The organism is Halomonas sp. XH26, assembly GCF_024138895.1.
Taxonomy (GTDB): Bacteria; Pseudomonadota; Gammaproteobacteria; order Pseudomonadales; family Halomonadaceae; genus Vreelandella; species Vreelandella alkaliphila.
In genome coordinates, this window is sequence record NZ_CP071889.1 from 2424356 (window position 1) to 2449778 (window position 25423).

General features: G+C 53.5%; 24 protein-coding genes. 7 read left to right on the forward strand and 17 right to left on the reverse strand.

Annotated elements, in window-relative coordinates; translation table 11 throughout:
- Positions 1-61 precede the first annotated feature (61 nt).
- The 3 genes from J4377_RS11270 to pgi form a co-directional block, all read right to left on the reverse strand.
- Positions 62-2029, reverse strand: a complete 1968-nt coding sequence (locus J4377_RS11270; protein ID WP_253485551.1) for a methyl-accepting chemotaxis protein — start codon at positions 2027-2029, stop codon at positions 62-64.
- A gap of 233 nt (positions 2030-2262) precedes the next feature.
- Positions 2263-4158, reverse strand: coding sequence for a DNA topoisomerase IV subunit B (parE, locus tag J4377_RS11275; protein ID WP_095603217.1), 1896 nt, complete (start codon positions 4156-4158; stop codon positions 2263-2265).
- A gap of 169 nt (positions 4159-4327) precedes the next feature.
- Complete coding sequence (pgi, locus tag J4377_RS11280; protein ID WP_253485554.1) at positions 4328-6022, reverse strand: glucose-6-phosphate isomerase; 1695 nt, start codon at positions 6020-6022, stop codon at positions 4328-4330.
- A gap of 114 nt (positions 6023-6136) precedes the next feature.
- Here pgi and cmoA point away from each other — a divergent pair, with 114 nt between their 5' ends.
- The 3 genes from cmoA to J4377_RS11295 all read left to right on the forward strand — a co-directional run bounded on the left by cmoA (position 6137) and on the right by J4377_RS11295 (position 8260).
- Positions 6137-6880, forward strand: a complete 744-nt coding sequence (gene cmoA, locus J4377_RS11285) for a carboxy-S-adenosyl-L-methionine synthase CmoA (protein WP_038485692.1) — start codon at positions 6137-6139, stop codon at positions 6878-6880.
- 1 nt (position 6881) lies between these two features.
- Positions 6882-7889, forward strand: coding sequence for a tRNA 5-methoxyuridine(34)/uridine 5-oxyacetic acid(34) synthase CmoB (gene cmoB, locus J4377_RS11290; protein WP_193068145.1), 1008 nt, complete (start codon positions 6882-6884; stop codon positions 7887-7889).
- Between the two features lie 122 nt (positions 7890-8011).
- Positions 8012-8260 carry a GlsB/YeaQ/YmgE family stress response membrane protein gene (locus J4377_RS11295; RefSeq protein ID WP_038485698.1) on the forward strand — a complete coding sequence of 83 codons (249 nt, stop codon included), beginning with the start codon at positions 8012-8014 and terminating at the stop codon, positions 8258-8260.
- Between the two features lie 93 nt (positions 8261-8353).
- Here the strand turns inward: J4377_RS11295 and J4377_RS11300 are convergent, their stop codons facing one another.
- The 3 genes from J4377_RS11300 to J4377_RS11310 all read right to left on the reverse strand — a co-directional run bounded on the left by J4377_RS11300 (position 8354) and on the right by J4377_RS11310 (position 11293).
- Positions 8354-9028, reverse strand: coding sequence for a zinc metallopeptidase (locus J4377_RS11300; RefSeq protein ID WP_193085716.1), 675 nt, complete (start codon positions 9026-9028; stop codon positions 8354-8356).
- A gap of 95 nt (positions 9029-9123) precedes the next feature.
- Positions 9124-10242, reverse strand: a complete 1119-nt coding sequence (locus J4377_RS11305; RefSeq protein WP_120386742.1) for an App1 family protein — start codon at positions 10240-10242, stop codon at positions 9124-9126.
- A gap of 163 nt (positions 10243-10405) precedes the next feature.
- Positions 10406-11293: a helix-turn-helix transcriptional regulator gene (locus J4377_RS11310; RefSeq protein ID WP_232482825.1), complete on the reverse strand. Its 888-nt coding sequence runs from the start codon at positions 11291-11293 to the stop codon at positions 10406-10408.
- Between the two features lie 163 nt (positions 11294-11456).
- On the opposite strand from J4377_RS11310, the gene J4377_RS11315 reads away from it, so the two are divergent.
- From J4377_RS11315 to J4377_RS11325, 3 genes are read left to right on the forward strand one after another with little or no spacing between them, the layout of a single operon-like run.
- Positions 11457-12161, forward strand: coding sequence for an ABC transporter permease (locus tag J4377_RS11315; protein ID WP_253485558.1), 705 nt, complete (start codon positions 11457-11459; stop codon positions 12159-12161).
- Entirely contained in the window at positions 12158-12904 is a 747-nt protein-coding gene (locus J4377_RS11320; RefSeq protein ID WP_253485560.1) for an ATP-binding cassette domain-containing protein, read from the forward strand. The genes J4377_RS11315 and J4377_RS11320 overlap by 4 nt, the downstream gene beginning before the upstream one ends.
- Positions 12905-12920: 16 nt before the next feature.
- Positions 12921-13751 carry a substrate-binding domain-containing protein gene (locus tag J4377_RS11325; protein WP_253485563.1) on the forward strand — a complete coding sequence of 277 codons (831 nt, stop codon included), beginning with the start codon at positions 12921-12923 and terminating at the stop codon, positions 13749-13751.
- A gap of 119 nt (positions 13752-13870) precedes the next feature.
- On the opposite strand, the gene cysN is transcribed toward J4377_RS11325, so the two are convergent.
- From cysN to J4377_RS11355, 6 genes are all read right to left on the reverse strand, one after another.
- The gene (cysN, locus tag J4377_RS11330; protein WP_193085713.1) at positions 13871-15310 is read right to left on the reverse strand and encodes a sulfate adenylyltransferase subunit CysN; all 1440 of its coding nucleotides are present in this window, start codon (positions 15308-15310) and stop codon (positions 13871-13873) included.
- Between the two features lie 12 nt (positions 15311-15322).
- A complete protein-coding gene (gene cysD / locus J4377_RS11335) occupies positions 15323-16282 on the reverse strand; it encodes a sulfate adenylyltransferase subunit CysD (RefSeq protein WP_038485724.1) in 960 nt (319 codons plus the stop codon).
- A gap of 178 nt (positions 16283-16460) precedes the next feature.
- Positions 16461-17195 carry a phosphodiesterase gene (locus J4377_RS11340; protein ID WP_193085712.1) on the reverse strand — a complete coding sequence of 245 codons (735 nt, stop codon included), beginning with the start codon at positions 17193-17195 and terminating at the stop codon, positions 16461-16463.
- A complete protein-coding gene (locus J4377_RS11345) occupies positions 17195-17641 on the reverse strand; it encodes a DUF1249 domain-containing protein (RefSeq protein ID WP_009721899.1) in 447 nt (148 codons plus the stop codon). The genes J4377_RS11340 and J4377_RS11345 overlap by 1 nt, the downstream gene beginning before the upstream one ends.
- 2 nt (positions 17642-17643) lie before the next feature.
- Positions 17644-18330, reverse strand: a complete 687-nt coding sequence (locus tag J4377_RS11350; RefSeq protein ID WP_038485731.1) for an NUDIX domain-containing protein — start codon at positions 18328-18330, stop codon at positions 17644-17646.
- Positions 18331-18484: 154 nt separating this feature from the next.
- Positions 18485-19129, reverse strand: a complete 645-nt coding sequence (locus J4377_RS11355) for a tetratricopeptide-like helical (protein ID WP_038485734.1) — start codon at positions 19127-19129, stop codon at positions 18485-18487.
- 178 nt (positions 19130-19307) lie between these two features.
- Between J4377_RS11355 and greB the strand changes: the two genes are divergently transcribed.
- Positions 19308-19856 (forward strand): transcription elongation factor GreB, encoded by a 549-nt coding sequence (gene greB, locus J4377_RS11360; RefSeq protein WP_084183742.1) that lies wholly within the window; start codon positions 19308-19310, stop codon positions 19854-19856.
- Positions 19857-19867: 11 nt separating this feature from the next.
- Here the strand turns inward: greB and J4377_RS11365 are convergent, their stop codons facing one another.
- From J4377_RS11365 to J4377_RS11385, 5 genes are all read right to left on the reverse strand, one after another.
- On the reverse strand, positions 19868-20596 hold the full coding sequence (locus J4377_RS11365; RefSeq protein ID WP_193085710.1) for an SIMPL domain-containing protein: 729 nt from the start codon (positions 20594-20596) through the stop codon (positions 19868-19870).
- An 84-nt stretch (positions 20597-20680) separates the two neighbouring features.
- Positions 20681-21670 carry a methyltransferase gene (locus J4377_RS11370; protein ID WP_253485567.1) on the reverse strand — a complete coding sequence of 330 codons (990 nt, stop codon included), beginning with the start codon at positions 21668-21670 and terminating at the stop codon, positions 20681-20683.
- The gene (locus J4377_RS11375; RefSeq protein WP_253485568.1) at positions 21667-22530 is read right to left on the reverse strand and encodes a methyltransferase domain-containing protein; all 864 of its coding nucleotides are present in this window, start codon (positions 22528-22530) and stop codon (positions 21667-21669) included. The genes J4377_RS11370 and J4377_RS11375 overlap by 4 nt, the downstream gene beginning before the upstream one ends.
- Positions 22531-22619: 89 nt before the next feature.
- The gene (locus J4377_RS11380; RefSeq protein ID WP_198349158.1) at positions 22620-23828 is read right to left on the reverse strand and encodes an amino acid deaminase; all 1209 of its coding nucleotides are present in this window, start codon (positions 23826-23828) and stop codon (positions 22620-22622) included.
- Positions 23829-23910: 82 nt separating this feature from the next.
- Entirely contained in the window at positions 23911-25407 is a 1497-nt protein-coding gene (locus J4377_RS11385) for an amidase (protein ID WP_253485571.1), read from the reverse strand.
- Positions 25408-25423: the final 16 nt, after the last annotated feature.

The window sequence follows — 25423 nt, forward strand, 5'->3', positions numbered from 1 at the left end:
AACAAAACCGCCCCAGTCGGGGCGGCTGATAAGCGGACACGCGGCCACTTAGCATGGCACGCTATGTTAATTGATACTTTTCATGCGATGCATTCGACAGTGCTGGAGCCTGGGATACCGCTTGCGCACCGCCGTGAAACTCGTCCAGCAAGCCTTTTAAGCGCTGGGCCTGTAACGACAGTTCATTAGCAGCCCCTGCGGCCTGGCTAACCAAGCCCGCATTCTGCTGGGTCACCGTATCCATCTGCGTTACCGCACTGTTAATCTCGTCAATGCCATTGGTTTGTTCGCTGGAAGCTTGGCTGATTTCGCTAATGCGTGCCGTTACTTCCTCAATGGCAACTACAATCTCTTTCATAGCGGACTCAGCTTCTTGAGCATAACCGCTGCCCGTCGCGATCTGCTCAGACGTGGTTTTGATCAGCCCATTAATGTTTCTGGCCGATGCAGCACTGCGCGAGGCAAGCTCACGTACTTCACTGGCAACCACCGCAAAGCCTCTTCCGTGCTCACCCGCACGCGCTGCTTCTACCGAGGCATTTAGCGCTAATATATTGGTTTGAAAAGCAATATTTTCGATTACTTGAACAATTGAAGCGACTTCAACAGAGCTTTCGTTGATCGCTTCCATGGATTGCGCCAGCCTCGATACCTGTTGGCCGCCACGCTTCACTTTATCCGCTGACTCTTTTGCCCGCAGGTCTGCCTCTTGAGCGTTATCAGCGTTTCGCTTCACCGTAGCTGCCATCTCTTCCATCGTTGATGATGTCTCCTGAAGAGAAGCCGCCTGCTGTTCTGTTCGGCCAGAAAGCTCCGTATTGCCTGCCGCGATTTCAGTGGACTCGCTGGCGATGGCATCGGCCACGCTCCGCACATCACCAAATAGCCGCTGTAGTTTCTCCGAGTATCGATTAACAGCACTGCGCAGCTCACCAATCTCATCCTCGCGATAGATCGTCAGCTCGCGACTCGAGTCGTCCTGCCCCAGCTGATCGATTTGGCGGGTAGTGCTGCGTATTTGCGCTAGCAAAATACGCCCACCCCACCATCCAAGCCCCAGTAAAAGTGCCAGCAAGGGGACAATAAATAGCAGTAGATCACGTGTTAACGTGCGAGCCAAAGCCGTGACTTGCTCGCTAGGCGTTACTAACCCCAGCGTCCATCCCGTACGTGGCATGTCAAATAAGCGCACCTCAGCAGCTTCTGCTAACACGCCTGCATTTTCGACACTCGCCTGTTCACGGCCAGCAGTTATCGCCGTTATAACGGGCTGAAGCCAGGGCATATCACGGGCAACGTCAGCTAAACCTTTCATCTCATCAGAGGCTTGCTCTACCCCCGGCAGGTCAATGACATTGCGCTCATTATCCAGCACAAAGGCGTAACCGCCTGTGCCACCGCCATTTTCTGCAAGAAACTCGGCCACGCCGCCTAGCTGCATATCAATGGTGGCGACTCCTGAAAAAGCGTCATCGATATAATACGGAACACTACAGGTCACCATGGCAACCCCTGTCGCTGGGTCGCGGTAGGCAGCAGACCAAACGCACTGCCCTGGCGTCGCATCGCGAGCACTGCTATACCATGCTTCGTCGTGGTATGGCGCAATAGTGCTTGCGTTGTAGTCATCCAGAAACTCCAACGCTCCCTGAGCATTACGTGCCCAGAAAAAACTGAAGCGCTCGACACCCGGCGAAAATGCGTCTGGCTCAGGCCAAATACCGCCTCCGGCAATTGTCATATTGCCGTTATCATCGACCACATTGGGCAGTGCTTGCCGGTAAATCGCTTCATCTTGAGGAAGCGACTCGGCCAACGCCGCTAAGCTCGAGGTATTCCCCTCGACGCGAGCCAGCTGGCCATTCAGCGCATTCACGATAGAGCCGCCCGTACGCTCAATCAATGACTGACTTGCATCGATCACCAGCGGCTGACCACGCCATGCCATCACGCCGTAAATACTTACAGCCATTAGTAGTGTGAGCACCACTGCAGACAACGTTAACTGCCGAGAGATTGTGTTGAACAAAGCTATTCCCCTGTCTATGAGCGTTTTTTTACGCGTCTTAGTATGTAAGCTACCTATTCAACTATCGGCCAAATAGCATGGCACTGTAATAATGCCTGTTAACGTTTGCCTAGCAGATTGGGCTCCCCCCTCCGGTCTTTATAACTGGCTTTGCAACTGTTGCGAAAACAGTCGCAAAAACAGTCGCAAAAACAGTCATTAAAACCAGACTGATGACGCTTCTATCTCTGTAACTACACCTCTACATCAGCGAGATTGCCGTAATCTTCTAGCCATTTTTTGCGGTCACCGGCGCGTTTCTTGGCCAGCAACATATCCATCATTTCCATCGTGCCATCGCCCTCTTCCAGCGTTAACTGCACTAGGCGACGAGTTTCTACCGACATAGTGGTCTCACGCAGCTGTAGCGGGCTCATTTCACCCAAGCCTTTAAAGCGCTGAACGTTAGGCGTGCCACGCTTTTTCGCCAGTTGCTTGAGAATGGCGGCTTTCTCGCTCTCATCCAGGGCATAGTGCACTTCTTTACCTAAGTCGATTCGGTAAAGCGGCGGCATGGCGACAAACACATGCCCGGCATCCACCAGGCTGGGGAAGTGTTTTACAAACAGCGCGCACAACAGCGTCGCAATGTGCAGGCCATCGGAGTCCGCATCCGCCAGGATACAAATTTTGTGGTAGCGCAGTTTTTCAAGATCTGCGCTGCCGGGGTCGGCACCAATCGCCACGGCGATATCGTGTACTTCCTGAGAGCCATAGATATCGTGGGTATCGACTTCCCAGGTGTTGAGGATTTTGCCGCGCAGCGGAAGAATGGCTTGAGTTTCACGGTTGCGTGCTTGTTTGGCACTACCACCGGCCGAGTCGCCTTCGACTAAAAACAGCTCACTCAGGGCAGGATCCTGGCCGGAACAGTCGGCGAGTTTGCCTGGCAACGCGGGGCCAGAAGTCACCTTTTTACGGGCGACTTTTTTGGACTTTTTCTGGCGCTGCTGAGCGGCGCTAATCACCATTTCGGCCAGCTGTTCAGCCTGTTCAATGTGGTGGTTAAGCCAAAGCGAGAAAGCATCTTTCAACACCCCAGACACGAAGCCCGCAATCGTGCGTGAGGAGAGCCGCTCTTTGGTCTGCCCGGCAAACTGGGGATCAAGCATTTTCACCGAGAGCACAAAAGAGGCTCGCTCCCATAAATCATCGGCGGTTAGCTTAATGCCGCGGGGCAACAGGCTGCGGTATTCACAGAACTCCCGCAGCGCTTCCAACAAACCTGAACGGAAGCCATTAACATGCGTGCCGCCCTGAGGCGTGGGAATCAGGTTTACGTAGCTTTCCAACAACGCGTCGCCACCTTCGGGCAACCACTGAATCGCCCAGTCAACGCCATGCTCATCGTCGCTAAAATGGCCGACAAAGGGTTCATTCGGTACCACTTCATAGCCATCGGTAGCTTCAGCCAGGTAGTCCTTTAAGCCATCGGCATAGGCCCATTCAGTTTTGGTGCCATCAGGCTCTACCAGCGTAACCGCCAGTCCAGGACACAGTACTGCCTTGGCACGTAACAAGTGCTTTAACTTTGAAAGGGCAAGCTTTGGGCTGTCAAAGTAGCTCTCATCTGGCCAAAAACGCACGAGAGTGCCCGTCGCTTTTTTTGCCGCTTTACCAATTTCGTGTAGCTCTTCGACTTTTTCGCCAAACTCAAAGGCCATGGCATGGCGCGCGCCATTACGAGTAACTTCAACATCTAAACGGCGCGATAAGGCATTAACCACCGATACGCCAACCCCATGCAAACCGCCCGAGAAGCGATAGCTGGAGGAGGAAAACTTGCCACCCGAGTGGAGCTTGGTAAAGATTAGCTCGACGCCCGACACGCCATGTTCAGGGTGCAAATCGATCGGCATGCCACGGCCGTTATCCTGCACTTCTATGGCACCATCGGAATGCAGCACCACGCTAATAGCCGATGCATGCCCTGCGAGGGCCTCATCGACACTATTATCGATAACCTCTTGAGCGAGGTGGTTAGGACGCGAGGTGTCGGTGTACATACCGGGACGCTTACGCACCGGCTCCAGCCCTGACAGGACTTCGATGGAACTCGCGCCGTACTGGGAGGCATCAAACTGGGTCATGTAACATCGGTTCCTAAAAAAATAGCGCTAGCAGCCGCTCTTAAGTACTTGAAACAAAGCGTACTGAAACAAAACTCATTGAAACGAGTCTTTGGCGGCTTACAAAAGGGCACAGGATAGCGGAAAAGCAAAAAGCTGTATATCCAGCCATGAAAATCATAATAGCGTGCTACTCCTGCTCTGCCGCCCAAAACGCCTCGATCAGGCCGCGGCTGGAAGCATCCATACGGGAAATATCACCGCCTCCATCAATGATCGCCTGGGTGTCGGTGGCAATTTTCTTACCTAGCTCAACGCCCCACTGATCAAACGGATTAATATCCCAAATAACCGCCTGTACAAACACTTTGTGCTCATACAGGGCGATCAGTGCCCCCAGCGTAAAGGGTGTTAGCTTATCCAACAGGACCGTTGTAGAGGGCTGGTTCCCACGGTAGCGCTTGTGCTCTGGGCGAGGGCCTTCATCCTCTAGAGCGTCATCCCCCAGCATCAGCACTCGTGACTGAGCAAAGCAGTTCGCCAGCGCTAGGCGGTGCTGTGCTTTTAGATGGCGACGTGTATCCGGGTCTTCCACTTCATCGTAGCGCTTCAGCGGTGCTATAAAATCGCATACGACCGGCTGGGTGCCCTGGTGAAGTAACTGATAAAAGGCGTGTTGAGCGTTGGGACCAAGCTGCCCCCAAAGCACTGGGCACGTTGAATAATTCACCGCTTGGCCTTGGCGCGTCACCGACTTACCGTTGGACTCCATCTCAAGCTGTTCAAGATAGGCAGCAAAGTACTCTAAGCGTCCGTCGTAGGGCAGTATCGAATGGGCACGAATATCCAGGAAATTGACGTTCCAGATACCAGCTAACCCCAGCAGTACTGGTAGGTTTTCTTCCATCGGTGCATCACGGAAGTGGCAGTCCATTGCATGGGCACCCGCCAACAGTTCACGGAAGTTATCCATACCTACGACGAGCGCAATCGGGAGGCCGATGGTGCCCCACAAGGAGTAACGCCCGCCGACCCAGTCCCAGAACATCAGTTGGTGATCTGAGGAAATACCCCACTCACTCATCTTTTCAGGGCTCGCCGACACACCAATGAAGTGCTGGCGAACAATTAACTCTGCGCTTAATGGTGCGGCATTGGGAAGATCGCCATGCTCAGAAAGCTTTCCTAATAGCCAGTCTTTGGCCGTATTAGCATTGGAAAGCGTGTCGATAGTGGTAAACGACTTGGACGATAAAACAAACAAGGTTGTTTCAGGATTAAAGCGACTTAGATAATCCGCCAGCTGGGAGCCATCCATGGTAGACGCAAAGTGCACGTCCAATGGGTGCCCCTCTTTTGGACGATAATCTGCCAGCGCATGGGTGACCATTAACGGACCAAGATCCGAGCCGCCGACACCTAAATTCACCACATGCCGGATCGGCTTACCGGTTGCACCACGCCACTGCCCCGCCTGTAAGCGCTGCACCAAGCACTCCATTTGGGCAAGGCTGTCATGCACAGCGGCCACCACATCTTCCCCTTCTACTTCAAGCGTGGCATCAGCAGGTAACCGTAAAGCTGTATGTAGTGCGGGGCGATTTTCACTGACGTTGACACGCTTTCCGCTTAGCAGCGCATCAATCGCCCCAGGCATTCCCGCCTCATGCGCCAGCGCCAGCAAGTGTTCAAGGGTGTCATCATCCCAACGCTGTTTAGATAAATCCAAGGTTAAACCTGCCACTTGGCGCGTGAAGTTCAACCAGCGACTGCCATCATCACCGAACAAATTTTTTAAGTGTACCTGTTGTAGCGTGTCAGCATGATGCTTCAACGTCTGCCATGCGGGTAGTGTATCGGGGGTTGTGCGTGTTGCTGAAGCCATATGCCTTCTCCTGTGGCGCCATTCCATGCAGCAGGAATCTGTTATAAACAGGTCTGTTCTGGTGTATCAAGGGCGCGTAAACTACGCAGCCTCATTAATAATCCTGGCTTGCCCATGAGTGATGCATCTTACCGCGACGCTATCTTTTCAACACCCTTAGATAAGGTGGCAAGGTTCTCCTTCGACGAACAGGTCGTTGCGTGCTTCCCTGATATGATCCGCCGTTCAGTGCCCGGTTACGGGCAAATCCTCGGCATGTTGAGCTTAATTGCCCAACGCCATTTGCGCCATGGCGCTCACGTTTACGACCTAGGTTGCTCGCTGGGCGCATCCGGCCTGGCACTGGCGGGTGCACTTCCCGCCGATGCCTTTCGTTATACCGGTGTGGATCTTTCACCCGCCATGGTGGCTAGGGCCAAGCAAACCTTTTCAGAAGAGTGCCCAGACCATGCCATGCAGATCGAGGAGGCCGACATACGCACGCTTGAGTATGCACCTTCCGGCATGATCATTCTTAATTTTACGCTGCAGTTTCTGCCCCCTGCCGATCGCGATGCGCTGCTGAAGCGGCTTTACGATGCCCTTGAACCGGGCGGCGTACTGATTTTATCGGAGAAAACCATCGATGCCGATGAGCGGGATAACGCATGGCGAGTCGAGCGCTACCATGACTTCAAGCGTGCCAATGGCTACAGCGATATGGAAATCAGCCAAAAACGCACAGCGCTGGAAAACGTGCTGATTCCCGACACGCTTGATGCCTTACATGGCCGCTTAGCCCTAGCGGGCTTTCCTCGCTCAATGACTTGGTTCCAGTACTTGAACTTTACCTCGCTGATCGCCTTCAAGGAGGATTAAGGTGCCGCTGTTACCCGATGATCATCGCGCGCTTTATCAGGCATTTTTAGATCAAGCCAGCCAGGATGCCGCACTGACACCCTGGCTTGCCAAGCTGCCTGAACAGCTGGCCAATGGGCTAGATCGCCAGCGCCATGGCGACCTGTCCGCCTGGGAGAAGGCAGTTGCCAAACTACCTGCTCTACCCGAAGAGCGCCACGTCGATCTTACCAGCGATACAGTGAGCGTTGATGTCGCTTTGAGTGATAGCCAAAAGCGCCAGTGTTTTAACCTGCTGCGCAAACTGTCGCCCTGGCGCAAAGGCCCCTTTCGGTTGGGTGGCATTGATATCGACACCGAATGGCGCTCCGACTGGAAATGGCAAAGAGTCGCCCCGCATCTCGCGCCGCTAAAGTACCGTAAGGTATTGGATGTTGGCGGTGGCAGCGGCTACCACGCTTGGCGCATGGCCGGAGAAGGCGCAGCCTTTGTGCTAGTGATTGATCCTTCACCACGCTTTTATTGGCAGTTTCAGGCGGTGCGCCACTTCGTTGGCAATGCCGACGGCGGCCGCACGCAGTTTCTACCGGTAGGCATTGAAGATGTGCCGGAAAAGCTGGGATTTTTCGATACGGTATTTTCCATGGGCGTGCTCTACCACCGTCCTTCGCCACTTGAGCATCTGCAGCAACTAAAAGAGGCGTTAGCCCCTGGCGGTGAACTGGTGCTAGAAACACTAGTGGTGGAAGGCGATGAGCAAACCGTGTTTGTACCCGGCGAACGCTACGCCGCGATGCCTAATGTTTACTTCCTGCCCTCTTCAAAAGCGCTATGCCACTGGCTAGAACGGTGCGGTTTTACCAATGTGCGAGTGGTCGACGAAGCGCTAACAACACTTGACGAGCAGCGCTCAACCGAGTGGATGACCTATCAATCGCTAGCGGATTTCCTCGACCCCAGCGACCCAACCCGCACCATTGAAGGCTACCCCGCCCCACGTCGAGCGGTGATTATCGCCAACCGAAACTAATACGAATACGTTATGTCGTATTTTCAGCAGTATAGGCCTTAATGAAACAGTTCTTAATTACACAGCCAGTCATCACCTAGTTCATAATGACGTGCTCACTAATAGAACATCGAGGAGTAAAGATGGGTTTTTTAGCATGGATTCTATTCGGTCTTATCGCCGGTGTTATTGCAAAAGTGATTATGCCTGGTAAAGATCCAGGTGGCCTTATCGTTACCATTCTTCTCGGTATTGCTGGCGCCTTTGTCGGTGGCTGGATTGGCTCACTGGTTGGGCTTGGCACCATGGGTGACTTTAGCTTTGGAAGTTTTGTGACCGCTATTGTAGGTGCTTTGGTATTGTTGGCTGGTTACCGGATGATTAAGAAGTAATTTGTCTGCATCCAACGCATAACGCTGAAAAGCCGCTCTAATGTTGAGCGGCTTTTTTGTTACTCATCGTGGCTTCCCAAGCTCTAGCCAATCTCAACGCCGCAAAATCACCAGCCAGCGGCCAAGGTTCATCACGCTGGCTAACGAAGCAGCAACGTAGGTGAACGCGCAGGCGGTAAGCACATGGCGAGCGCCGGGCATGTCATAGGGCGGCACGTACTCTTTAAGCAGTGGCAGTGCACGGTTAAAGCTGGCATCGAACTCAACGGGCAGCGTCACTAGATGCACCAGCGCGGCGGTGCCAAAACTAATAACGGCCATGGCGATAACCGCTGCCAGCCCACCAGGCAGTCTTGTGAGCACAAACAGAAACGGTGCGGCCATCATTAAAATAGCGCCCAGCTTTTCTGCCTTTTGCGCTACTTGAACCATACGACTTCGGGCTAGCAGAGGCGCGTAGCCTTCATGGTGTTGAATAGCGTGCCCGACCTCGTGGGCAGCAACGGTCACTGCCGTCAGTGAACGGCCATCATAATGGTCCGGGGTGAGACGTACGCAGCGCGATTCCGGGTCGTAATGATCGCCAAACTCGGTACGCTCAACTTTCACACCTTCAACACCCAAACGGCGTAGCAGATGCTCGGCAAGCTCCGCGCCGGTACCCGGATAGTCATCCCGCCCACGGGTGTGGCGTTTCAACACCCATTTTGCCCATAGGTTAGGCAGAACAAAAATGGCCAGCGCCAATACGATTAACACAATGACCATGATCACACTCACCGCTGATTAAGAACCTAAATTAACGACCCGCTAACCCGTGTTTAGTTTTACCATGAGCACAAAATAGGCGCACTCACCTACAACTATTCAGGGTCATTGTGATGCGCGTCTACATCCCGTTGTACAGCCTGCAGCCCTCTGGCAGAAATATCGCCTTTAGAGTAGGCATGTTCGGCGATCAAAATACTGTCAGCAGCGAGTACTAATTCACAATCAGTATGGGCAAGTTCATCCCGTAAACGCTGAATCGCCTCTTCCCGTTGAGGATCCTTATCAACCCGACGAATATAGATCGCTTTGATTCGTGTGGGATATGCCTTCACCACCTCGGTATAAACCTCTGGGTCGTGCTGGCCGCTGTCACCAATCAAAATGCAGGGCATATCGTGATAGAGCGCTAACATGCGGTCGATCAAATCACGCTTGTGCGCTTCAGCCCGCCGCGGCCACGGGCGGCGCAGAGAAATCCCCCACTCGCGTAGAAACAGAATGGGCCCGACGGGTATGCGATTGAGTTGAAAGAAGGTTTCCAACATCTCATAGATTGCCCAAGGCCCTCTGGAAACATACAAAATAGGCCGTTCAGCTTTCTCAGTTTCCCCTCGATACAGCGCCTGATAAAGCGATGCCACCCCAGGAAAAGCCGTGCGTCGATGCGGCTTACGGACAAACAAGCGATACAGCATTTTGAGCTTTTCAGCGACACCAGTGAACATGACGGTGTCGTCAATATCACTGATCACCAACAGGTCTGCTTCGGGAGGCGGCACGTAAACTTCGACGCTGGTCCGGATTGGCGGGTGGCCGTCAGCATGAACCATGATATCGGCACGATGCCAGGAAACATCAACCGGTAACGCAGTACTGATCGGCAAGTGAGCGTCAAAGTAACCGTCGCGGTCAGTCGTTAGACACAGCTGATTATCGCCAATGCGTATATCCACTTTGGCATTAGCGAGGCCGCGTCGAAAGATACGTCGAGCAACATCTGCAGTGTCTCGCAACATACCTCGCCGAGGTATCGCCCTACCTAATGCGGCCTGACGAAACACGCGCCCCATCACAAACACCTCTTGCTGGGAACCATAACCACGGTAGGGGTGCACCATCATCCCCCCATGACCGCTGTCGCGCTTCATCGGCTGTGCCACCACGTGAGCCAACCGCTTGGCAAAGCTTGCCCACTGGTGGTACCACGCCATTATTGGCACCCACACGAAAAACACTCAGCCACGTCATCGGCAACCGCTATATTTTGCGTCATTCCTAACATTGTTCACTTCCTGTGATGGCTCTGTTAAATAGCTAAACGGTCACCAGTGTGGCGTAATGGCGGGTGTCCCTCAACCGCCAAAAGCCATATTGCTAAGCGTTGTACAACACTTCTCCCAAGCCGCTCACGTCATAGCCTTGCAAAGCCCCCGCCCGCTGGATAAAACGCTCCTGGCGAGTAAATGAGATAAGCGCCTGAACCGCTGGTTCGAAGTAACTTCGGCGGTGCATCACCAAGTCAAATGATTCTTCAATTAGCGGTATAAAGTGTAGGTGTTGACGGTGGGCTGCTGCTTCGACCCCAAGTCCAACGTCCGCTTCACCTTGAGCAATGGAAAGGGCCAGATCATCTTCGCTCAACGAAACGTTAGCTGCCAAATTTAGTGTATTCGGTTCAATCGCTGACCGCTGTAGCAGGCAACGCAGCAATTGAGCCGCACCTGCATCAGGCTGACGGTGGGCAAGCGTAGCCTTCTGCCGAGAAATATCATTAAGCGTTTGAATGCCCAGTGGATTTCCTGGTGCCACTAGCAACCCTTGCTGACGCTTCGCCCAATGCAGCACGATTAAGTCCCGCACCCCCCCCAGCCCTAGTGCCGCTGGCTCGTTATAGCGCCCGGATTCAAAGTTGAGTAAGTGAATACCCGCCAGCATCGCTTTTCCTTCCATCAAACGGCGCAGGCCATCGCCACTGCCGTGGCACAGTGAAGCCAAATCACTACCGCTTTCGCGAACCGCCCACTCCAACAGTGGATCTTGGCTACCCGCCACTATCAACGGCAGCGGCGAACGCAGCGCTTGGTCACCTTCTAAATGGCTAAGCACCCACATATCGATATGCTGACGAGGAAAGAGCAATTTTCCGGTAGCGCGGCTGCAAGGTATCTGCCCCTGGCGCACCAAGTCATACACCTTTCGCTCTTTTAAGCGCAGGTAGTCGGCCACCTCTGCCGTGGTGAGGAATTCCCTTAACATGCTCATGCGCCTCGCACTTTACTGCATATAGCTGCATATATTTCAGGCTAAAGTGCATTACATCAAGTTTGCGTACATTATGCTAGCGGATGCACCTAAGGTGATTGAACTCACATGATGTCGGTTGTTAAAACGATGCTGAATTACAAAAATGAGGGTGCGAACAGCAATGTCCCCAAGTGAGAACCCCTTTTACACAGCGCTTGCCTTGATTCTGGGCATGGATCAGGGGCTAATCGATATCGTGATGCTGTCACTGCAGGTATCGTTGCTTGCAGTACTGCTCGCTAGTGCACTGGCATTACCACTGGGCGCAGCGCTGGCTCTTTGGCGCTTCCCTGGCCGCAATGCGTTGATCGTGCTGCTCAACGCGCTCATGGGTCTTCCCCCAGTGGTCGCTGGGCTATGTGTTTATCTACTGCTTTCCCGCGCGGGGCCACTAGGTCAGTTTGGGCTGCTGTTTACGCCAACGGCCATGGTGATTGCACAAGTCATTTTAGTATTCCCGATTATTGCCGCGCTTACTCGCCAGCAAGTAGAGACACTGCATAACGAGTATGCCGAACAGCTGCGCTCCCTTGGCCTGAAGCAGCTACGGATGATGCCTACTCTGCTGTGGGACGCACGTTTCGGACTATTAACCGTGATACTCGCAGGCTTTGGCCGCGCTAGCGCTGAAGTCGGCGCGGTGATGATTGTCGGTGGCAATATCGATGGCGTTACCCGCGTAATGACCACCAGCATTGTGCTGGAAACCAGCAAAGGCAACCTACCCCTCGCGCTGGGATTAGGCATAGTGCTGCTTAGCCTTGTGACGCTGATTAATGCATTGGCTCACATGGTCAGTGAGACGGCTAAAAGGCGGTTAGGATGAACGCGTCTGTTTTTCCACCAGCTAGTTTTCCTCAGTCTCTTATGACGACCGTGCCTTCGCTGCATTTAGATCAGATCAGTTTTGAGCATCGCGGCCATCGTTTACTCGCCCCCACCACACTGACACTCTCAGGCTGCCAGCGCACACTGATTATGGGCCCCAACGGCGCAGGAAAGAGCCTGTTAATGCGTTTGGCCCACGGCCTGCTCACCCCCAGCAGTGGCCACGTTAGTTGGCAGGGAGAGCCGCCTGCCCAAGCCATGGTGTTCCAGCGCCCGGTGCTACTGCGCCGCTCGGCAATCGATAATTTGACCTATGCCTTGGCAGTTAGCGGAGTGCCACGTCGGCAGCGCAAACATATGGCCCTGCAGGCACTCGAAAAATTTGGCTTAGTCGCGCTTGCCAAGCGTCCTGCCCGGGTGCTCTCCGGCGGCGAACAGCAGCGCCTTGCGCTTGCTCGCGCCTGGTTACTTAACCCTGCCGTGCTGTTTTTAGATGAGCCTACATCTGCTCTAGATCCTGCTGCTATCAAGGCGGTTGAAGATGCGGTAAATGAATTTCATCAGAACGGCACCCGCATCATTATGACGACCCACGACCTGCATCAAGCACGCCGCCTGGCTGATGAGGTGGTGTTTATGTATAGCGGTCAAGTGCTAGAGCACACACAGGCCCAACACTTTTTTGACACGCCAGCTTCCACACAAGCGGGAGCCTTTATTCGCGGCGAACTTGTTTGGTAACCCCAGGAGCAACCCTATGAAAAAAACCACAACGTTGGCTACCGCTAGCTTATTAACCTCAGGATTAGTAGGCCTCTCGTGGAGTGCCTCACTGCTCGCTAACGATGATTTCATCACCTTAGCGTCAACCACCTCCACTGAAAACTCAGGGCTATTTGACGCGATTATTCCTACCTTCACCGATGCCACTGGCATTGATGTGCGTGTGGTTGCTGTAGGAACAGGACAAGCGTTTGAGATTGCCCGCCGAGGAGATGCCGATAGCCTACTGGTACATGACACGGCGGGCGAAGAGCAGTTTGTCGCCGATGGCTACGCCAGCGAGCGCCTGGACGTCATGTATAACGACTTTGTGATTGTTGGGCCCAGCGATGACCCTGCAGATATTAGCAGTAGTGCCAACGTCACCGAGGCGTTTGCACGTATCGCGGAAAGCGAATCACCCTTTGCATCCCGCGGAGATGATAGTGGCACCAACCGTGCCGAACTGCGTTTATGGGAAGGTGCAGAGGTGACCCCTCAAGGTGAATGGTATCGCGAGTTAGGTAGCGGCATGGGGCCAACCCTAAATACCGCTGCAGGTATGAACGCCTACACATTCACTGACCGTGCAACTTGGGTAGCGTTTGAAAACCCGCAAGACTTAACACTGTTATTTGAAGGCGACGATGCGCTGTTTAATCAGTACGGCACTCTGCTGCTTTCTGAACAGCGACACCCGCACTTGAAGCATGATTTAGCGGCCCAGTGGCACCAGTGGCTGGTGTCTGACGAAGGACAGCAAGCGATTGCCGATTTTACTGTCAACGGCCAACAGCTGTTCTTCCCTAACGCGCAGTCTTTCTAACACACAGTAGCACTGCTCCTTACGTAAAAGCCGCCTTGGTCAATGACCAAGGCGGCTTTTTGGTTCAGCTCACTTAACTGCTACCAGTACCTACTAACAGCACTTGCTAACAGTACCTGTTAACGCAGCAAGTCGCGCACATCCTTCGCTTCCCAGTGCGGAAAATGCTTACGCACCAGCGCATTCAAATCACGCTCAAAGGCTGCCCAATCAGTAGCGCCACTGACCTGCTCGCGGGCATCGGCAGTTCCGCGAATCATGCCAGCGCCAACCGTTACGTTAGTCAATCTGTCGATGATGATAAAGCTACCAGTACCAGGGCTGGTGCGATAGTCATCCACTGGAATCGCGGCTGTTAACTCTACCTCACAGCGAGCAATCGCGTTTAACCCCAGCGAATCAGTGGCATGTCTTTCAAGTGTATTAACGTCAATCTGGTACTCGATGGCACTTACCTGCCCAGATAGATCTCGAGTGGCGAGCTTAAAGTCATACAATTTTCCCGGCGCCAGTGCATCTTCATGCATCCATACAATATCCGCCATGAACGCATTAGAAAGCGGCAAGTCGGCGTCGGCACTAACAATCCAATCACCGCGGGAAATATCAATCTCATCTTCCAGGGTGACAGTGATTGCTTGGCCTGGATAAGCGGCGCTTAAGTCGCCGTCAAACGTCACAATTCGCTCAACCCGTGACGTTTTACCCGATGGCAGCGCTTTTACTTCCTGGCCTGGGTGCAGAATACCTGCCGCCAATGTGCCGCAATAACCGCGAAAATCCAGATTCGGGCGGTTAACGTACTGTACCGGCAAACGTAAATCAGTGAGGTTTTGGTCACGACTGATTTCGACACTTTCCAGCAGCTCAATCAGCGTTTTACCTTCATAATCCGCACCGAAATACCAAGGCGTCTGGTCACTTGGGTTGACGACGTTGTCGCCGTTGAGTGCTGACATTGGTACAAAGCGAATATCCGGCGCGCTAAGGTTGGTGGCAAACGCGCGGTACTCATCAACAATCTCGTTGAAGCGCTGCTCAGAGAACTCCACCAAATCCATTTTGTTTACCGCAATCACCAAGTGCTGAATACCCAGCAAATCGGCAATAAAGCTATGGCGACGAGTTTGGGTCTGCACACCATAACGGGCATCAATCAAAATAATCGCCAAGCTGGCTGTTGAAGCGCCCGTGGCCATATTTCGGGTGTACTGCTCATGCCCTGGAGTATCCGCAATGATGAACTTACGCTTTTCGGTGGAGAAAAAGCGATAAGCAACATCAATGGTAATGCCCTGCTCTCGCTCTGACTGCAAACCATCTACCAACAGCGCCAAATCAACCGTATCACCGGTAGTGCCACTGGTTTTAGACGCTTGGGTAATTGCCGCCAGTTGATCTTCAAAGATCATTTTAGAGTCGTGCAGCAGTCGCCCGATCAGCGTAGATTTGCCGTCATCAACACTGCCGCAGGTAATAAAGCGCAGCAGGTCTTTGTTTTCGTGCTCGTGAAGATACTGCTCGATATTGTCAGCAATTAAATTGGATTGATGAGCCATTAGACCTACTCCTTAAAAATAGCCTTCGCGCTTTTTCTTCTCCATCGAACCGACCTGGTCACGATCAATGGCACGGCCACTACGCTCACTGGTTTTGGTCAACAGCATCTCTTGAATAATCTCGGGCAGTGTAGCTGCCGTTGATTCCACCGCACCGGTCAGTGGATAACAGCCCAGCGTTCTGAAGCGCACAAACTTCTCTTCAGGCACTTCACCTGGTGCCAAAGGCAAGCGATCATCGTCAACCATAACCTGCATGCCATCACGCTCAACCACAGGACGCTTGGCGGCGTAGTAAAGCGGCACAATCGGAATCGACTCAAGATAGATGTACTGCCAGATATCCAGCTCGGTCCAATTCGAAAGTGGGAAGACGCGAATTGACTCGCCCTTGTTAACGTTGGCGTTATACACATTCCAAAGTTCAGGACGCTGACTCTTCGGATCCCAGCGGTGGTATTTATCGCGGAAGGAGTAGACACGCTCTTTAGCGCGTGAGGCTTCCTCATCACGCCGTGCGCCACCGAAAGCCGCATCAAAGCCATGCTTATCCAGCGCTTGCTTCAGCGCCTGGGTTTTCATGATGTCGGTATATTTCGCACTACCGTGGTCGAAGGGGTTGATATTGGCAGCCCGCCCCTCTTCATTGGTATGCACAATCAGCTCCATGCCCGCTTCTTCTGCCATGCGGTTACGAAACTCGATCATTTCACGAAACTTCCAGGTAGTGTCCACATGCATCAACGGGAATGGCGGTGTCCCCGGGTAGAAGGCTTTGCGCGCCAAGTGCAGCATCACCGAGGAGTCTTTACCGATGGAGTACATCATGACCGGGTTACTAAACTCAGCGGCGACTTCCCGGATAATATGTATCGATTCAGCTTCTAGCTGCTTTAGATGGGTCAAACGTGCCGCGTCGGGTGTGGCAGACACCTCACGCTGGGACGCCGACGGCGCAGAAAACTGGTTCATTACCTACTCCCTCATAAAACGGTGCTTGCACGTGCAAACGCTATTTTCCGACTAACGGCAACGCGGCCGGAAGACGGTTATTTGGGGATAGGGTAACGCCGAGTCAATAATAACCCAAAAGAATTAATAACTATCTTTTTATATCTTTATTGCCTAACAGTGTCATCACAGGCACAGACTATACGACAACACGCTCAATCCAGGTCTGCCAATCACTGCCATGAAGATCAATGATTCGATAGCCGGGTCGAGACGCTTCATCAATCGCAAACTGCTCTGCGCCGGGTAAGAACTGGTCTGCGATGGCAGGACAACCATACACGTCAATCTTGCCATCCGCGGTACGGTGCGACTGGGCATAGGCTTGGTGGGCATGACCAAACAGGATGATCTTAACCTGAGGGTGGCGGTTTAACAGTTGCCAAAACGCATCGCGATCTTGAAGGCCAATAGCGTCCATCCACACAGCGCCCACATCAACGGGGGGATGATGCATCACAATCAAGGTAGGGCGATCATCTTCTTCTAGGCGCTCAGCCAGTGCGTTTAAGCGCTCAGCGCCCAATTCGCCATACGGATGGCCTTCCACATGGGTATCCAACAGCAATAATCGCCATTGGACCAGGTCGACTTCCTCCACCAGCGGGTGCTCCGCTTGCATGAATGCCAACTGATCGTGATTGCCAGGAATCCAGAACCATGGGCACGGCAATGATGCCAGCGCTTGGCATGCCAACGCATAAGAGGCAGCCGTTTCATCTTGGCTTACATCTCCGCTAAATACGACGATGTCGGGCCGTTCAGCAATCACTGCTTCCAGCACACGCTCAAACTGCTGCCACGGAATTCCCGCCCGTGAGCGAGCCGCCTTATCGGCATGCAGGTGCGAATCGGTAATCTGAACCAGCCGCATCAGGGTAACTCCGGCATATCATAGGCATGACCATGGGCTAAGCCATGCGCCAGCCACTCACCTAGAAAGCGATTCAGTTGCAGCTTCTCATCTGGCTGGTGCATTCTGGCATTCGGGTAACGATAGCGACCACTAAAGTGGCGCTCACGCTGAAAATCAGTCACTTCTGCCATACGTACATCATGGTAGAGATGGACACGCATTCTGGGGCCTTCAATAACCGCATCTAGCGGCCCACTCTGGGTCACTTCCACCATCGTGGTATAGGGCGCCTGCTCCAGAATCTTAAGATGTAAATCGCCGAAATGCTGGTCATCGCCATGCAGCGCGATATCACGTCGCTGGCCACTTTCCATATCACCTACCAAACGAAGCATGCGCATATAGTTGGCGCTACACTCGCCCTGCAGGGACTTTAAATCGGTGACATAGGCGGTTCTAGCCATGTTCACTCCTTTTCAGATTCGCTTGGCATTGTCGCTGCTCGATGAGAAGCAGCACGCAGCGAAGCGCGCTGGCTCGCTAACCAATGTAGCCCAATCAAACACATGGCGTTATCGAGTCTTCCCTGCTCCAGGAGTTCCCATGCTGTTGGGAACGTCACCACATGAACACGGATATCTTCGTGCTCATCATCCAGGCCATGGATTCCCCCCATACCCTGGGTATCGACTAAGCCACAAAATAGCGTCACGCGCTCGTTACACGCCCCTGGGCTTGGATAATAAGTATGTAATTTAGTCAGCACGCCAACCTGGCAGCCAGACTCTTCCATGGCTTCGCGGCGGGCAACATCTTCAAGAGATTCGTCTTTATCTGCCAGCCCCGCCACCAACTCTAACTTCCAAGGGGAAAGCGGATCGTCAATCGCGCCAGCACGAAACTGTTCGACAAGTACTAACGCGTCACGAGCAGGGTCGTAAAGCAGCACACCAACAGCGTCGAAGCGGTTATGCACCTCACGCCGCATCGTGCCGCTCCAACCACCTTCAAACAGACGATGACGCAGTTCTAAGGCTTCCAAACGGAAAAACCCCTGATAAAGGGTCTCTCGCTGAATAAGCTCGACATCGTCTCGGCCTAACTGAGGCGGCGCTGACGCATCGGGCACTAATGAATTAGGGCTAGATGCCATGAAGCACTCCCAGTGTTAACAATCGTTCTATTATCAATGCTTACCACTGGGAATGCCAATGCGCCTATCAACCTTAGCGTTTCTATCAACCTTAGCGTTTCTATCAATCTTAGCGTTTCTATCAACCTTAGCGCTAGACGCCTTGGCTAACAGCCTACAGCTCGCCGAGTAATACCTCGGCATCCCGGCGCAGTGCTTCATCAGATGCTTGACGGGTCTCGCGTGCAGTACCATTCACCGCGCGCTGGGCATGCTCACGAGCAGCTTGGGTATTACCTTCTTCTTTCAAGAACGCCGCGTAGTAATAGTTCACATCAATACCGTCTGGGCGAATCTCTAGCGCGCGCTGAAACATGCGCTCAGCGGTATCGCTGTTGCCAAAGCCTAATGGCCTGCCTGGGGCGCGGTCGTATAGCGCTCCTAGCGTGACATAAGCCGAACCATTACCGCCTTGTGGGTCGATTTCAATGGCCCGCTCCAGCACATCGCGGGCATCGCCCGCGGTGCCTAATGCACCAAGCCCGCCGCGTTCACGTGCATAGGAAGCCAGCACGATGCCTTGCCAGATTAATACTTCCGCTTGATCAGGGTGTTGGCTAGCCAGTTGCTCAGCCTCACTGGCCAGCGCTTTAAGCGTGCTCTCGCGCTCGTTAGCTGGCATCTCAGTGACGGTGTGTTCCCAACGATTTTTTAGCGAGAATACGTCGCCTTCATAAGCCGACACACTTAATGGGGCTAGCGCTAAGGCGCTGCCTAACGCCGCTGCAATGAGTAACCGAGAAAAAGGGGGTGTGCGCATAATAAGCTCCTGGTTTATTTTTGTGCTTTCTAACAAGTAATACGTTTGGTTTTGGGGTCTGAAATCACCCACACCCATAATGTAACGAACGTTTGAATGAATCGCCAATAAATAAGCGCTTTGTTAACCACACTGCCATTAGCGTAAGCTGGTGCTCTTTGAGGAGGTGAAAAACGCAATGAAAGGCCGAAATATGACGCGCTGGCGCGATCCAGCGAAAGACCCGCGCCAACAACCTAAGAGCAACCTGATCACAGCAGAGGGTGCGGCTCGCCTGCGCGCTGTCCTGGACCATTTATCGCGAGTTAAACGCCCCGCCATTTCGGCCAAAGTCGGCGAAGCGGCCGCCCAAGGAGACCGCAGTGAAAATGCCGATTACACCTATAACAAGAAAGAGTTAAACCGCGTTATTGCGCGTATTGGCTACCTAACAAAACGGTTGGACGAACTGCAGATTGTTGATCGTCTGCCCGCTGACACCAGCAAGGTTTTTTTCGGCGCGTACGTAGATTTGGAAGATGAAAGCGGAGAGCAGGTTCATCTTAGAATTGTTGGCCACGACGAAATCGATACCAAAAAGCGCTGGATCAGTATCGATGCTCCCATGGCCAAAGCACTGCTCGGGAAAGAAGTAGACGACGATATCACGGTACTCACACCCAATGGCGAGACGTTCTACACCATCACGGCGATCCGTTATCCGGGCATGAAATCACCGTCTACTTGAGGCGGTAAGGACTACTCTTCTAACGAGTAATCTACCGTAGTGACAACTCTGATTCGCTTGATATGGGGTGTATAGCTATCGAGATCTTCAATGGAAAAGTAGCCCTGGGTCGCTTGGCGTATTCCCCCAACACCACTACCAGAATCTTCGGCAAACTGCTGGGCTGCATTGCGTGCATCAGCAGTCGCTTCAGCAATCATTTCAGGCTTAATCGCGTCTAGGCCAGTAAACAAAAACTCAGTGCGGTATTCATAGCTAGGCGACAACAGCACGCCTTGACGTACCAAAGCAGTGGCTTGGGGCACCGCCTCTATCACCCCACTAACATTATCAGTACGTAGCAGCAACGTAGCCTCAGCGCGATAGCGCTCGTCTGGGCGTTCGCCACCATACATATTGCTAAATTGATCAGTAATACGCGGTGGCGTTACGCTGACGTTGCCCATATCGAAACCACGGGCCTCCAGAAATTGGCGAATTAACTGCTCATTACTGGAGAGTTGCTGCTCTAAGTCAGAAAGCGAATTGGCATTAACAGTATAGTTAAGTGGCCATAGCACCATATCCGCCGCCACTTCGCGCTCGGCCAAGCCACGCACGGTGACACTGCGTGAAGACTGCTGCCAAACCTCCGCTGCCCCTTTGAAGTAACTGCCTCCCCACACGAGCCCCAGCGCCAGCAAACCGCCCAAGATCAACGCACTGCCAATAACGGCCGTCGTACGAACGCTTCCTGTCATTTCCATCTCCTTTACACGTAAAGCCGAAACGCGGCTTACTATTGGCAGCATAGACGCAAATAGTCGTCTCAGCAGTGGCGCTTGCTATTTAGCGGCTCGATACACTTTAAAGCGCCGATTATCTGCCAAGGTCTCAAAACCACCGAAGGTGCTTTCCAGCACATCAGGGTATGGAAGAAAGGCATTCGCCACTAACACAAGCTGCCCCTTGGCCGATAAATGATTGGGCGCTTCTGAAATAAGGCGTGCGCTAGGGCTATAGGTAATCTCTCGTTCCTGGTGAAACGGAGGGTTACTCACTATCAGATCAAACTGCTGACCTTCAAGCGCTGAATAAACGTCGCTCTCAAGCACCCGACCACTAAGCTGGTTGGCTGCTAGCGTTCGGCGGCACGCTTCCACTGCAAACGCACTGACATCCACAGCGGTGACCTGATGGCCTCGCGCTGCAAGCCAAGCACTAATAATGCCGTCGCCACAGCCCACATCCAGCACGTTGAGCGGCTTTTTGGGCAAGCTAGTCGCTATGCTTTCGAGCATTAAACGCGTGCCTTCATCAACCTTGCCGTGACCAAAGACGCCAGGATGACTCACCAGTTTTAAATCCAGCGCTTCAAAGGTTTGCCACGCATTATCTGGCTGCCCCATCGCTACCGTGCGCGTAGCAAACAACGAGCAACGACGAGCGTTATCAAGCTTATCGCAGCGCATGCCCAACTCACTCAATATCTTAGGCACGCGCTTGATGCCTCCCTGATGCTCACCGACAACATCAAGCGGAGTATTTTCAGGCAACACGTGACATAGCCATGTTAGCCACCAGATTCCCAGTTGATGAGCCTTCGGCCAAAACAGCACCACCTGCCCAGCCTGCTGAATAAAGGGTGCATCAAACGGGCTAGCGGCTGCTTTACCACTGGCCACCCACTGCTCACGCAGCGCTACATCACCACTTATCATTGCCGTAGAATGGGCTTGCAACCAGGCATCAGCAGGCGGCGCAACAGGCCATAAGTTAGCCGATTGGCCATAGAAACGTTCAAGAAGTTGGCAAGCAGGCAGTTGCGCGCTCATACATCGGCCTCGGGTTTGGTGAAGGTATAAAGTAAATAGCGTCCTAGCCGCCAGTGAGGATCTTGACGGCAATACTGCTTTTCAAGCGCCAGCAGCGTTGCCTGCTCGCTCTCTTCCGCAGAGGGATGGCGTAAATAATCCTGAAAAATTCGTATCCCGGCAACGGAATCCATGAGCAGGCCGTTATTCGCTGCCCACTGGCACACTTCGTCGTGGGTGACCGGTGAGATAGGCGTTAACCGCTGTCGCTTACCTTTACCCTCAAGCTGGTCGCTAAGCGCTTTTTTTAAGTTACCTTTGATGACGTTGGAAAAGCGCAACGCATCGCGGTTAAACACCATCAAACTTAACTGCCCGCCAGGGGCAAGCAGACTAGCAAGCGTTTGCACGGCCTGCTCAGGCTCTCCTAACCACTCAAGCACAGCGTGACAGGTGATGAGCGGCCAAGGCCCAGGCGCTTGCTGCGGCAGCGACTGAAGCGGCGCGGCAAGATAGCGAAGCTGTTCTGGTGGCCAAGCACCTGCAGCACGTCGCTCGTCATGCCATGCATTTGCATGGGCCAACATATCCTGGGAAGGCTCTGCCATGGTGACCGCGTGCCCGCGCTCAGCAAACCACCCCGATAGTTGTCCTAAACCACCACCAACATCAAGCACTGGCTGTGCCGTCAGGCGCAGCATTTGCGGCAGCAAATAATCCAGCATCGCCAGTCGCAGCTCGCCACGGGGCGCTTGATAAAGCGAACGGGAGAACTTATCGACCAAGCCATCGAAATAACGATCTCCCGCTTGGGTTAGCTCATAGCCTTTTGCAATATGGCTGTTTGAAATATGACTTGTTGATGTATCAAGGGGATGCATGCATGGCGCCAAGCGTTGACTCAAAGTCGCGTAGTTTAACCTGCCTGAGAGCAGAAGGCTTGCCTAGTCGCCTACCGTTCGAGCCACATTTAAAAGTAGGTGGCCAAATGCTCTTTCACGTTTAACTCGTCGTCTACCAGCAGCAGCTGGCGCCACTTATCAAAGGTTAAACAGGGATGGGAGGCACCAAAAGCGATGATATCACCGACCTCAACATCCTGAGATGCTTCAGGAAGGCGCACGAAGGTATGCTGATCCATAAGCTTCGTCACTTCCCAGCCAGCGACTGACAAAAGGTGCGAGGCCTCACTTCCCTCTCGATAACGGCGTAGAGCAATGGGGAACTGGTCGTGGCCAATATCGCGTTTGCCGAGCGCCACAATAGCAAGCCCAGGTTCAGGCAGCGACTGCACTTGAGCAAAAACTTCCAAGGCTGGTTCAAGCCCCTGCTGCAGATCTGGCCGACGTTTTAACACCGCAGATTGCGCGTCACGATAAAGGCCATGATCATGGACGATATAGCAACCGGGGCGTAACACGGGGGTAAATCGCCCTTGAAGCGGTGCGCTGTCAAAGGCTTCTGCAATCACGTCATACCAGGCAGAACCCGATGCGGTGACCATAGGATTTTCCTCTGAGAAACGTCCAGCGGCCTCAAGCTCTACCGCCACGTCCACCAACTGCTTGGCATAGTCACGAACACGGGGCTCCGGGTTATCGCCATGCATCACACCTTCATAGCCCTCTAGCCCCACCAGTGAGAGCGCGGATTCATTAGCAATGGCTTCCGCGAGCGAGAGAATCTGCTGTTTGCTGCGACAGCCACAACGTCCTCCGGGCACCCCTACCTCAATGAGCACCGTTAGCGTCAATCCTCGCTCGGCAAAGAAACGCCCAAGCTGACGTACGTTATCCTGGCTATCGACCACACAGTAAAACGTCACACCCTGCTCAAGCAGGCTAGCGATGATGGCCATATTAGCTTGGCCGACCAACTGATTCGCCATGATCAATCGGGTCACGCCGTTAGCGTAGGCAGCACGACACTGGGGCGCGGTTGCCAAAGTAATGCCCCACGCCCCCGCCTGCAGCTGACGCTGAAAAAGCGCAGGGGCCATGGTCGTTTTGCCATGGGGTGCCAAGTAAGCACCATGAGCGTCAGCGAATCGCTGCATCCACGTGATGTTATGCGCCAGCGGGCCTTCATGCACCACCGCAGCGGGCAAGCTGACGCCTGACAAAAGATTCGGCCCCAGCTCCACACCGCCTTTATCCATCGCTAACGTCGTTGTATGCATTTACCTATAATCCTTGAGAAAACAATCTGCTTTTTACGCTATACAGTTGCTGTATGCGCCATTGACCACCACACACCGAACCTTAATGTTGGCCTACACGACACTGCCAATCACCATGTCGCTCCATATCTGCCGCCAGCTGTAGCAGTTGCTTATCCTCACCCAGGCGCCCTACCACTTGCACCCCAACGGGCAACCCATTGGCCGCCACATGGAAAGGTACCGACATAGCAGGCTGGCCGGTAAGATTCGCCAATTGCGTAAACGGGGTACGGCTAAGCGCATCCACCGCCAGGTGCTTTAACACCCCCGCTTTCAGTGCCAGCGCTGATGCACCAGGAACCACTAACAGAGACATTAATCGCTCGCGAGCCGCAGAGGGATAAAGCTCGCCTATTTTGGGAGCAGTATCCGCGGCTACCGGCAACACCAGAGCATCATAACGCTGGTGAAACTGGCTCATCTGCTCGGCAGCCTCGTGCCAATAGCGCTTTGCTAGCTCGTAATCTTTTGCCGAAAGCTTAGCGCCCAGCCTACCAACGGCGCGGGTAGACGGCTCAATGGCTAACCGATGCACCGGCACACCGGTTTGCTGGCTTACCCACTGAAGGTCAGCGGCTAAATGGCCAAGGTAGAGCGTCAGGTAACTGTCGGCCAAGGCATCACCATCAACCGGTGGATCACACCACTCCACCTCGTGTCCCATATCGGCCAGTGCCTTTGCGGCCTTCTCAACCGCTATTTTCACATCTGCACTTAATTGGGTATCCAGTCCGTAACTTAAAAAATCACCCTGCGACACGGCGATGCGTAGCGGCTTAGTGGAGGCTGATAAGGCATCCACATAGCCCGTTTCCCGCGGCACTGGGTAAGGGCCAGAAGGTGCCATGCCGTTAATCTGTTCTAGCAACGCTGCACTATCGCGCACGCTACGGGTGATGGCGTGCTCGACCACCGCGCCCTGCCAGACTTCACCGTGGGCAGGCGCTAACGGCACCCGCCCGCGAGAAGGTTTAAAACCGAACAAACCACAATAACTGGCAGGAATGCGGATAGAACCACCACCATCGCCTGCCAGCGCAATAGGCACCATTCCGCTAGCGACCGCCGCTGCTGCACCTCCGCTTGAGCCGCCTGGGGAATAGCCCTTTCGAGATGGGTTTTGCGGGTGGGGAAATGCCTTAGGTTCTGTAATCCCCATTAGTCCTAATTCCGGCGTGGCCGTTTGCCCCACCACCACTAACCCTGCCATCCGCACACGCTGAATAAGCAGCGAATCTTGCTTAGGACACCACGCTGATAATGATGAACTTCCGAATGCCAGCGGCTCACCCGTTAATGCCATCAATAGATCTTTACTTAACGTTGGGACACCAGCAAATATCGAGTTTGCCGACACTTGGTCACGCTCGTGTTTCGCTTTGTCGAAGCGCGTTCTAACCACCGCATGAAGAGATGGGTTAAGCGTTTCAATCGCAGTCACCGCCGCGTCGAATACCTCAGTCTGGCTGACGTCTCGGCGGCGAATGAGTTCAGCAAGACCGGTGGCGTCGTACTTCTGGTAGTCCTTAAGTTGCATCGCATTAACTCCGTTT

What these genes read in the sequence shown, in the direction of transcription:
- parE (WP_095603217.1), bottom strand. Translation starts at nt 4,158, where the DNA reads ATGACCCAGTTTGATGCCTCCCAGTACGGCGCGAGTTCCATCGAAGTC.
- pgi (WP_253485554.1), bottom strand. Translation starts at nt 6,022, where the DNA reads ATGGCTTCAGCAACACGCACAACCCCCGATACACTACCCGCATGGCAG.
- cmoA (WP_038485692.1), top strand. Translation starts at nt 6,137, where the DNA reads ATGAGTGATGCATCTTACCGCGACGCTATCTTTTCAACACCCTTAGAT.
- J4377_RS11295 (WP_038485698.1), top strand. Translation starts at nt 8,012, where the DNA reads ATGGGTTTTTTAGCATGGATTCTATTCGGTCTTATCGCCGGTGTTATT.
- J4377_RS11300 (WP_193085716.1), bottom strand. Translation starts at nt 9,028, where the DNA reads ATGGTCATTGTGTTAATCGTATTGGCGCTGGCCATTTTTGTTCTGCCT.
- J4377_RS11305 (WP_120386742.1), bottom strand. Translation starts at nt 10,242, where the DNA reads ATGGCGTGGTACCACCAGTGGGCAAGCTTTGCCAAGCGGTTGGCTCAC.
- J4377_RS11310 (WP_232482825.1), bottom strand. Translation starts at nt 11,293, where the DNA reads ATGAGCATGTTAAGGGAATTCCTCACCACGGCAGAGGTGGCCGACTAC.
- J4377_RS11315 (WP_253485558.1), top strand. Translation starts at nt 11,457, where the DNA reads ATGTCCCCAAGTGAGAACCCCTTTTACACAGCGCTTGCCTTGATTCTG.
- J4377_RS11320 (WP_253485560.1), top strand. Translation starts at nt 12,158, where the DNA reads ATGAACGCGTCTGTTTTTCCACCAGCTAGTTTTCCTCAGTCTCTTATG.
- J4377_RS11325 (WP_253485563.1), top strand. Translation starts at nt 12,921, where the DNA reads ATGAAAAAAACCACAACGTTGGCTACCGCTAGCTTATTAACCTCAGGA.
- cysN (WP_193085713.1), bottom strand. Translation starts at nt 15,310, where the DNA reads ATGGCTCATCAATCCAATTTAATTGCTGACAATATCGAGCAGTATCTT.
- cysD (WP_038485724.1), bottom strand. Translation starts at nt 16,282, where the DNA reads ATGAACCAGTTTTCTGCGCCGTCGGCGTCCCAGCGTGAGGTGTCTGCC.
- J4377_RS11340 (WP_193085712.1), bottom strand. Translation starts at nt 17,195, where the DNA reads ATGCGGCTGGTTCAGATTACCGATTCGCACCTGCATGCCGATAAGGCG.
- J4377_RS11345 (WP_009721899.1), bottom strand. Translation starts at nt 17,641, where the DNA reads ATGGCTAGAACCGCCTATGTCACCGATTTAAAGTCCCTGCAGGGCGAG.
- J4377_RS11350 (WP_038485731.1), bottom strand. Translation starts at nt 18,330, where the DNA reads ATGGCATCTAGCCCTAATTCATTAGTGCCCGATGCGTCAGCGCCGCCT.
- J4377_RS11355 (WP_038485734.1), bottom strand. Translation starts at nt 19,129, where the DNA reads ATGCGCACACCCCCTTTTTCTCGGTTACTCATTGCAGCGGCGTTAGGC.
- greB (WP_084183742.1), top strand. Translation starts at nt 19,308, where the DNA reads ATGAAAGGCCGAAATATGACGCGCTGGCGCGATCCAGCGAAAGACCCG.
- J4377_RS11365 (WP_193085710.1), bottom strand. Translation starts at nt 20,596, where the DNA reads ATGACAGGAAGCGTTCGTACGACGGCCGTTATTGGCAGTGCGTTGATC.
- J4377_RS11370 (WP_253485567.1), bottom strand. Translation starts at nt 21,670, where the DNA reads ATGAGCGCGCAACTGCCTGCTTGCCAACTTCTTGAACGTTTCTATGGC.
- J4377_RS11375 (WP_253485568.1), bottom strand. Translation starts at nt 22,530, where the DNA reads ATGCATCCCCTTGATACATCAACAAGTCATATTTCAAACAGCCATATT.
- J4377_RS11380 (WP_198349158.1), bottom strand. Translation starts at nt 23,828, where the DNA reads ATGCATACAACGACGTTAGCGATGGATAAAGGCGGTGTGGAGCTGGGG.
- J4377_RS11385 (WP_253485571.1), bottom strand. Translation starts at nt 25,407, where the DNA reads ATGCAACTTAAGGACTACCAGAAGTACGACGCCACCGGTCTTGCTGAA.